This is a genomic window from Rhodosalinus sp. (assembly GCF_046542825.1).
GTDB lineage: Bacteria > Pseudomonadota > Alphaproteobacteria > Rhodobacterales > Rhodobacteraceae > Rhodosalinus.
Window position 1 is genome coordinate 1 of record NZ_JBKHAQ010000165.1, and the last position, 4,184, is coordinate 4,184.

The following is a 4,184-nucleotide window of genomic DNA, read 5'->3' on the forward strand; positions in this document are numbered from 1 at the left end:
CAACCGCGCCAATCCCTCAGCGCCGCCGGTGAAGCGCTATCTACGGAGAGCGGACCCGAGTCGCAAGCCCTTTCTGTCATCCGAACGACAAAAAACCCGTTCTTGACGCTACGGCGGGCAGCCAGCCCCGCCGTGACGGCGCGCCAGTTCAGGGCTGAAAGGCGGTCGCCTCTGCTGCGAAAGCCTTGCGCAGGCGCTCGATTCCCCGTTCGCGCAGCTGGCGCACCCGCTCGCGCGAGATGCCGTAGGCCTCGCCCAGTTCGGCGAGCGTCTTGGGCGGTTCCTGCACGAAAGAGGCGATGACGATCTCTCGCTCGCGCTCGGGGAGCGCCTGCATGTGTCCTGCCACGCTCGACCAGAAGGCGCGGCGATCGATGCGGGCGCCCACCTCGCCCTCCGTGTCGGCATGCGGGTCCTCGAGCAGTTCCTGGATCTCGCTGCCCTCCTCGCCCAGCGCCGGCCGGTTGAGCGAGCCGTCGCGCGCCGCGAGCCGCTGGCGCATCGCAGCGACCTGGTCGACGTCGACCTCGAGTTCGGCGGCGATGGCGGCATCCATCTGGTCTTCCGGCACTTCGCCGGTCATGCGCAGGCGCGATTCGACGCGGCGCAGGTTGAAGAAAAGCCGCCTGAGCGCGGGCGAGTTGCCGAGGCGGACGAGCGACCAGCTGCGCATGCGGTAATCCTGTATCTCGGCGCGGATCCACCAGGCGGCATAGGTCGAGAAGCGGAAACCGCGCTCGGGATCGAAGCGTTCGGCCGCCTTGAGCAGGCCGATGTTGGCCTGCTGGATCACGTCGTCGTCCGGGGCGCGCCCCGGCCCCGCCGCCCTGCGCGCCGCCGCCAGCGCGAGCGCGCGGTGCGCCGTGATCAGCCGGTTGCGCGCCGCGGTGTCGCCCCTGTCGCGCCAGGCCCGCGCCAGCGCCTGTTCCGTCTCGGCATCGAGGAACTCGGCCGGACGGGTCAGGGTGCGATCGGTGCGAGGCGGCTTGAAGGGCTTGTTCATGGCAGGCGCAGCGTCCGTATTGATAGCGTATCGAAACTATCCGCCGCATGCCGCCGCTTGTCAACATGATATCGAAACGCTACTATCGGATCCATGAGCGACGACCTGTCCCCCGACGAGATCGCGGAATTCCTCGTGCACCTGGGCCGCGCCGCGCGCGGCGAGGACGGCGCTGCCGCGCTCACGCCGGCGCAATGGACGGCGCTGCGCTTCTTCGCGCGCGCCAATCGCAGCTCGCGCACGCCGTCGGCCTTCGCGAGCTTTCACGCTACAACGCGCGGCACCGCGTCGCAGACCGTGAAATCGCTCGAGACGAAGGGGTATCTGACCCGCATGCGCGCGAAAGAGGACCGGCGCAGCGTCCGGTTCGAACTGACCGAGGCCGGACAGGACATGCTGGCGCGCGATCCGCTGCGCCATCTCGCGCAATCGATCGGCCGGCTGGACTGCGCCGCGCGCGACGCGCTGGCACGCGCGCTTCCCGCGCTCGCCGTCGACGTGGCCGCGGCGCGCGGCGCCCATGCCTTCGGCACCTGCGGCGACTGCCGCCATTTCAGCGCCCGCCAGTCGGGCGGCCATTGCGCCTGTGTCGCGGCGGAGCTCACGCCTGACGAGATCGGCAAACTCTGTGCCAGCTATGCCGCCGGAGAGGATCAGCTCCTGCAGCTTCCCGAAGACCAGAAGGACATCCCGTGACGGACGCCCCCCCCAAACTTGGCCCGCAGACCACCGGCGGGTCCGACAGCCTGCCCGGCATCGGCCGCATCATCGCCGTGGCGAGCGGAAAGGGCGGTGTCGGCAAATCCACCGTCACCACCAACCTCGCGCTCGCGCTCGCCGCGCAGGGGCTGACGGTGGGCGTGGTCGATGCCGACCTCTACGGCCCCTCGATCCCCGGGATGCTGGGCGTGCCCACGGATGAGCCGCCCCGCCTCGGCCCCGACCAGAAGGTGATCCCGGCCGAGGCGCACGGGGTCAAGGTGATCTCGATGGGGATGCTGACGGGCGACGACAAGCCCGCCATCCTGCGCGGCCCGATGGTGGCGAAATACCTGCGCATGTTCATCACCGAGGTCGCCTGGGGCGGGGTGGACGTGCTGTTGCTGGACCTGCCGCCGGGCACCGGGGACGTGCAGCTGACGCTGGCGCAGGCCTTCCCGCTCTCGGGCGCGGTGATCGTGACCACACCACAGGACGTGAGCCTGAAGATCGCGCGCCGTGGCCTGCGAATGATGGAACAGGTCAAGGTGCCGATCCTGGGCATCGTCGAGAACATGAGCGGGTTCACCTGCCCCTCCTGCGGATCGGTCACGCACATCTTCCACCAGGGCGGCGGCGAGCGGATCGCGCGCGACCTTGGCGTGCCCTTCCTGGGTGCCGTGCCGCTCGACCCGGCGGTGGTGGACTGCGGCGACGCGGGCAGGCCGCTTGTCGTGGCGCAGCCGGAAGCACCGGCGGCAGAGGCCTATCGCGCCATCGCCGCCCAGGTGGCCGGCGGCGAAGGCGGCGGCGCGCGGCTGGAACTGCCCTTCGACTGGAACTGGGCCGAGAACACCGGCGCGCCGCGCGGCCATCCGGAGGCCGCGCGCGAGGGTGGCCCGCCCGAGGTGCCGCTGGCAATGGACCGGCCCGATCCCCGGACGCTTGCCATCACATGGGCCGACGGCGCGGTCACGCGGCACGACGTGCGCGACCTGCGGCTGGCCTGCCGCTGCGCGCAATGCGTGGACGAGATGAGCGGGCGCGCGCTGCTGGACCCCTCGACCGTGCCGCTCGACGTGACGCCGGTGCGGATCTGGTCGCTGGGCAACTACGCCGTCGGCATCGCCTTCAGCGACGGGCACCAGAGCGGCATCTACCCATTCGCCACGCTCCGCGCCATGCAGGCGGCGGAGGTAGAGGATGTCTGAAAAGCTGAAGATCCGCGCCGAACGCCCCATGGGCGATCCCCACACCATGCGCTTCGCGCTGGAGCGCGAGGTGCAGGCGGGCGCAACCTTCTCAGGCGCCGAGCCGGGCGAGGCCCCCCTGCCCCGCGCGATCCTTGCGCTCGATGGCGTGCAGGCCCTGCACGTCGCCGACGCCGTCGTCACCGTGACCAAGACGCCCGAGGCCGAATGGGACGCCCTGAAGGCGCCCGTCGCCGCGGCGATCCGCGAAACGCTGGCCGCGACCGACGCGCCGCTGGGCGAAGGGGCGGCGGCCCCTGCCCCCGGCGGGCGTGACGATGCGGCGGTGCGCGATGCCGTGCAGCATGTCCTCGACGCGCAGGCCAACCCGTCGATCGCCGCGCACGGCGGCCATGTGGCCGTGGTCGACGTGAAGGATGGCGTCGTGTCGCTGCGCATGTCCGGCGGCTGCCAGGGCTGCGCCGCCTCGGCCGCCACCCTGCGCCACGGGGTCGAGCAGATGATCCGCATGGCCGTGCCCGAGGTGCGCGAGATCGTGGACGTGACCGACCACTCGGCCGGCACGAACCCCTATTACTCCGAGGCGCCCGCCGCCCCCTCCGGCGCCACGCCGCTACTCAATCGCCCCGTGCCGCCCGGCGCGATCAGCGAGGAGCAGGGCCGCTTCATGGTGGCCCCCGACTACCTGGCGCCGAAGCTGGGCCTGACGCCCGACGCCCTGCGCGCGGCACTGCGCGCGGGAGAGGCAGCAGCCACGGTGGAAGAGGGCGTGGGCCCCGACGCCGGCATGACCCGGATCACCGTGCGCCACGGCGACCGCGCCTGGGCCGCCGAAATCGCCCCCGACGGCAGCGCGCGAGAGGTGCCCCCACCACGCCGCGCCCCCGACGACGAGGCAGCGCTGCGCCAGAAGATCCGCGCGCAGATCGCCGGGACGCCACCGGATGCCCTGCCGCTGACCTACGGAGGGCTGGCCCGGGCCTTGGGGATGTACATGCCCGGTGCCGTGCGCCGCGTCACCCGCGCGCTGGAAGCCACGATGGCAGAGGACGCCCGCGCCGGCCGGCCGCTGATGGCCAGTCTCGTGGTCAGCCGGATGCGCGGGATGACGCCCGGACAGGGCTTTTTCGAGGAGGCTGCGCGCCTCGGTCGCGGCCCGGCGGAGGACGAGGACGACGCCGCCTGGTGGGCACGCGAGATGGCCGCTGCGCGAGAGGCCTACCTGGCACGGGCGCAGGCGGGCTGAGCGCGAAACGGTGCAGGCACAGGCG

General features: G+C 72.0%; 4 protein-coding genes. 3 read left to right on the forward strand and 1 reads right to left on the reverse strand.

Translation table 11 applies throughout. From position 1 onward, the window contains the following. Positions 1-148: 148 nt before the first annotated feature. Positions 149-1,003: a sigma-70 family RNA polymerase sigma factor gene (locus ACLFOB_RS14415; protein WP_410926533.1), complete on the reverse strand. Its 855-nt coding sequence runs from the start codon at positions 1,001-1,003 to the stop codon at positions 149-151. Between the two features lie 93 nt (positions 1,004-1,096). Between ACLFOB_RS14415 and ACLFOB_RS14420 the strand changes: the two genes are divergently transcribed. From ACLFOB_RS14420 to ACLFOB_RS14430, 3 genes are read left to right on the forward strand one after another with little or no spacing between them, the layout of a single operon-like run. After that, a complete protein-coding gene (locus tag ACLFOB_RS14420; RefSeq protein ID WP_410926534.1) occupies positions 1,097-1,699 on the forward strand; it encodes a MarR family transcriptional regulator in 603 nt (200 codons plus the stop codon). Next, the gene (locus ACLFOB_RS14425) at positions 1,696-2,913 is read left to right on the forward strand and encodes a P-loop NTPase (RefSeq protein ID WP_410926535.1); all 1,218 of its coding nucleotides are present in this window, start codon (positions 1,696-1,698) and stop codon (positions 2,911-2,913) included. Before ACLFOB_RS14420 ends, ACLFOB_RS14425 begins: the two co-directional genes overlap by 4 nt. Beyond that, positions 2,906-4,159 (forward strand): DUF6522 family protein, encoded by a 1,254-nt coding sequence (locus ACLFOB_RS14430; RefSeq protein ID WP_410926536.1) that lies wholly within the window; start codon positions 2,906-2,908, stop codon positions 4,157-4,159. The genes ACLFOB_RS14425 and ACLFOB_RS14430 overlap by 8 nt, the downstream gene beginning before the upstream one ends. Positions 4,160-4,184 lie beyond the last annotated feature (25 nt).